At 31.4% G+C, this 4,542-nt stretch carries 5 protein-coding genes; all 5 read left to right on the forward strand.

From position 1 onward, the window contains the following. The first annotated feature begins 142 nt into the window (after positions 1-142). The 5 genes from ABIQ27_RS09495 (at position 143) to ABIQ27_RS09515 (ending at position 4,262) form a co-directional block, all read left to right on the forward strand. Positions 143-844 carry a hypothetical protein gene (locus tag ABIQ27_RS09495; protein WP_348033644.1) on the forward strand — a complete coding sequence of 234 codons (702 nt, stop codon included), beginning with the start codon at positions 143-145 and terminating at the stop codon, positions 842-844. Next, positions 831-1,046, forward strand: a complete 216-nt coding sequence (locus tag ABIQ27_RS09500) for a hypothetical protein (RefSeq protein WP_348033645.1) — start codon at positions 831-833, stop codon at positions 1,044-1,046. The genes ABIQ27_RS09495 and ABIQ27_RS09500 overlap by 14 nt, the downstream gene beginning before the upstream one ends. A 247-nt stretch (positions 1,047-1,293) precedes the next feature. Continuing rightward, positions 1,294-1,602, forward strand: a complete 309-nt coding sequence (locus ABIQ27_RS09505; RefSeq protein ID WP_348033646.1) for a helix-turn-helix transcriptional regulator — start codon at positions 1,294-1,296, stop codon at positions 1,600-1,602. Beyond that, a complete protein-coding gene (gene dcm / locus ABIQ27_RS09510; protein WP_348033647.1) occupies positions 1,592-2,878 on the forward strand; it encodes a DNA (cytosine-5-)-methyltransferase in 1,287 nt (428 codons plus the stop codon). Before ABIQ27_RS09505 ends, dcm begins: the two co-directional genes overlap by 11 nt. Continuing rightward, entirely contained in the window at positions 2,862-4,262 is a 1,401-nt protein-coding gene (locus tag ABIQ27_RS09515; protein ID WP_348033648.1) for a Sau3AI family type II restriction endonuclease, read from the forward strand. The genes dcm and ABIQ27_RS09515 overlap by 17 nt, the downstream gene beginning before the upstream one ends. Positions 4,263-4,542 lie beyond the last annotated feature (280 nt).

The raw sequence follows: 4,542 nt of genomic DNA on the forward strand, positions 1-4,542 counted from the left end.
GCCCATTAGCGTGCATCTAAATGCCGATATGCCATATAAATCGTATCGTAGGAATAAAGAAATTATTTATCTAAATTTGAATTGAAAATTAATTAAAAAAACGTCAACCTATTTCAGGACGCTACAGAACTCCCTAGAAATTATGATATATCGAATTCATCCACAAGATTCCCGAACATTATTGGAAAAACCAGAAACTGGTATGGGTTACCAAATTATTACTGCTTCACAATACAACAGGAATTTTAATAGAAAATTTATTGTATATAATACTGATTTAGCTATTGAATTAGATTCCCATTTCCTTACTTACAAAAGATTGGTCGTAACTGAAGGGTATAAAGTAATGCTAAATACTGCTACAGAACTTATGTTAGAAACTAATACGATTAAAGTTTTTGACCATAGTTCCACTCGTGAATACATAGCTTTATCTGAAAATAAAAGAATTTATTGTAAAAGACAGTCTGGAGGCAAAGGGGCAACAGATAGTCAAAAAGAATATGCAAATGGTACTGATTATTATGTAAGATTATCAGCCTATGAAGATGATAAAAGAATTGATTTTGAAAAAAACAAACTAAAGCCTGGCTCATTTACGACAACTCTACTTGATTATACACAATGCGTTTCAACAAATGATGAGCCAATTGATAGATATGCATTACCAAACAATGAAGAAATAAAATGGGCATTTTATATTCGTCCAAAAAGCACAGATATTTTACAAAAAGGAATTGTACAACCTGCTTTTGAGCACGCAGGAGGTGGAATTGAAGCGTACTTTGAGAAAGGAACCTCAGATGGAACATATATATTAAAAAAAGAGTATGGGAAATTCTAATCAATTAAAACTTCCTGATAGATTTATTATTTATCTCGAAAATCTGCCTGAACATGGAATGGGATACCAAACTATAGACATTGAATTATTTGATGGCAGGATTCTAACTGATAGAATTGTTTTCAATTCAACTTATTTGAAAAAGTTGGATGACGAAGAAAAAATTGAGCCAAACCAAATAAAAAATATAAAAATTAAATAAAACTGCTGCTAACAGCCGTTTCTCGCAATTGCGAGTTTTGTTGTAAATTCACGTTCACGTTTCGCAAGAATTTTTATCTTTAACAGAAAATAATTCGTTCCGAAGTTCGCAACTGACGAGAAGCGGCGGAACGTTAGCAGTAATACCAAAAAAAATCCACAGAAAACGAGAAATCCTCGAAAAAAAATCACTAATAAATTGTTTTTGAAATTAATTTGACTATTTTTGTCAAAACAAATTTTGTCTTATGGAAACATTTGGAGATATTATTAAAAACAAAAGAGAAAGCAAAGGCTTAATTCTACGACAAGTAGCTTCTGCACTTGACATTGACCAAGCCATCGTTAGTAAATTTGAGCGTGGAGAAAGAAAACCATCAAAAGAACAAGTTGAAAAATTTGCTGAATTTTACGATTTAGACAAAAACAAACTAATTACAAGTTGGTTGAGTGATCAAATTGCAAATTCAATTCTTTATGAAGAAAATATCGGAGAAGTTCTAAAAGTAGCAGAAGAAAAAGCAATTTACTTAAAAACTATTCACGATGGAAAATAAAATAAAAGTTGTAGAGTTGTTTGCTGGTGTTGGTGGTTTTCGCCTTGGTTTAGAGGGTTGGAATAACAAGTCTGCATCATCAAATTACAAAGAAGATTTTGAAAGTCCATACGAAGTTGTTTGGAGCAATCAATGGGAACCATCAACTAAAGTGCAACACGCATCAATGGTTTATGAAACTCGTTGGGACAAAAAAAATCATTCAAACAAAGATATTTCAACAGTTGAAATATCTGAAATTCCTGATCACGATTTGTTAGTTGGAGGTTTTCCTTGTCAAGATTATTCTGTTGCTACGACACTAAAAAATTCCAAAGGACTAATCGGAAAAAAAGGTGTTTTGTGGTGGTCAATCCACAAAATCTTAAGCGAAAAAGAAAACAAACCAAAATATTTATTTTTAGAAAATGTTGACAGACTTTTAATTTCTCCATCAGGACAACGAGGAAGAGATTTTGCAATCATTCTAAAAAGTTTAAATGATTTAGGTTACGCAGTTGAATGGCGTGTTGTAAACGCAGCAGAATACGGAATGCCACAAAGAAGAAGAAGAATTTTCATTTTGGCATATTCTCAAAATTCAACAATTTACAACGAAATAAAAGAAACTAATTCAACAGATTGGTTACTTAAAGACGGAACTTTGGCAAATGCTTTTCCTGTTCAATCTGATAACATTTTATTTCCAAATGAATTCAAACTTAATGGAGATATTGTTGAAATTTCAGAAAATTTCAACAAAAATGGAAAAACAGGAATGTTTGAAAATACAGGAATTATGATTGATGGAATTGTTACGACAATCAAAACTAAACCAAGTTATGAAGATAAATTCACAATTCTTAAAGACATAATCCAAAACGGAGAAGTAACCGAGGAATTCTACATTAACGAGGAAGATTTAGACAAATGGTTTTACTTAAAAGGTGCAAAAAAAGAAATGAGAAAAAATTCTCAAGGTTTTGAGTACAATTACAGCGAAGGCGGAATGATTTTTCCTGATCCATTAGACAAACCATCAAGAACAATTATAACAGGCGAAGGTGGAAAATCTGCGTCAAGATTTAAACACGTTATAAAAACTGCAAAAGGATATAGAAGATTATCGCCAGTTGAATTAGAAAGACTAAATATGTTTCCCGATAATCACACAAAATTTGAAGGAGTTACAGATACCAAACGTGCGTTTTTTATGGGTAATGCTTTGGTAGTTGGAGTTATAGAAAAAATTGGTGTTGTATTAACTCAAAAAATAAACAATGAAGTTACCATATAATCCAAGTGATAAAAACTCTATTATTGAGTATGCAAAAAAATTAAAAGGTAAATCATTAAGACAAGTTTGTGATCCAAAGGTTTTGGAGCATTCCTATTCTGGTAAAGGAAACTTTGGACAAGTTTTAGAGAAATTTTATTTTGGTTATGAGCCAAACTCTTTGGCAGAAGCAGATTTTGCTCAAATTGGAATGGAGTTAAAATCTTCGCCATTAAAACAATTAAAAAACAATGAATATCGCTCTAAAGAGCGATTAGTTTTAAACATCATTAACTACGTTAATGTTGTTAATCAGAATTTTGAAAATAGTGATTTTGTCAAAAAGAATGCAAGCATTCTCTTGATATTCTATTTACATCAAGCTGGCTTTGACATTTTAGATTACCTGATAAAACTTGTTGATGAATGGAGTTTTCCATCTACCGATTTAGAAATTATTAAGAAAGATTGGGAGTTAATTACGAAGAAAATAGCCGATGGAAAAGCACATGAACTTTCAGAAGGCGACACTTTTTATCTTGGAGCTTGCACCAAAGGTGCAAATGCTTTGTCTGTAAGGAAACAACCATTTTCTGAAATTCCTGCAAAACAAAGAGCATATTCTTTTAAGCAAGGCTATGTAAATCATATTATTGCGTCCATTGCAAATGAAAGCAAAGAAACTTACGGAAAATTAATTCCAAACATTCAAGTTGCTAAAAAGCAAACAATTGAAGAAATTGTAATTTCTAAATTCAAACCATTTTATGGGAAAACCGAGCAAGAAATTGTAAAAATTCTGAAAATAGAAATAAATACAAAAGCCAAAAGTTTTTACGCAAATCTGACCAAAGCAATTCTCGGAATTGAACTTGATAAAGAAATTGAAGAATTTGAAAAAGCTGAAATTATTGTAAAAACAGTCCGCTTAAAAGAAAATGATTTACCAAAAGAAGATATTTCATTTCCAAATTTTAAGTACGAGGAAATTATAAATCAAGATTGGGAAGATTCGGATTTCAAAGATGTTTTGGAGCATAAATTCCTTTTTGTTTTCTTTCAATTTCAGAACGAAAAACTCGTTTTGAAGAAAGTAAAATTTTGGAATATGCCATATTTGGACTTAATTGAAGTTGAAAAAGTTTGGACAAAAACAAAACAAATTGTTGCAAAAGGCGAAATCGTAAAAGAAATAAAAACTAATAAAAAAGGCAAGCAAATTCGTTTCACGAATTTTCCTAGCAAGAAATTTAGCTCTATTTCTCACGTTCGTCCTCACGCAACAAACGCTTTAGACACATATGAATTGCCGAAAAAAGACAAATTAACAAACCAAAGTGAATACACAAAACATTGTTTTTGGCTGAATAATACTTATGTGAAAAATGAAATTTATCTTAAATAAAAAAGGTACTACTGCTAACAGCCGTTTCTCGCAATTGCGAGTTTTGTTGTAAGTTCACGTTCACGTTTCGCAAGAATTTTTATCTTAGTGGAAAATAATTCGTTCCGAAGTTCGCAACTGACGAGAAGCAGCGGAACGTTATAGGCAAGCATCACGCAGAATCAAGAATCTAACGCAATTTTTAAGACAAAAAATGACTTAAAATTGTGTTATGAAAACAGCTTACAAAAGACTCAATCGCAACCATAGAATTGAGATTGAAAAACTAATTGCTCTAGGC

This window comes from Flavobacterium sp. (assembly GCF_039916025.1).
Lineage (GTDB): Bacteria > Bacteroidota > Bacteroidia > Flavobacteriales > Flavobacteriaceae > Flavobacterium.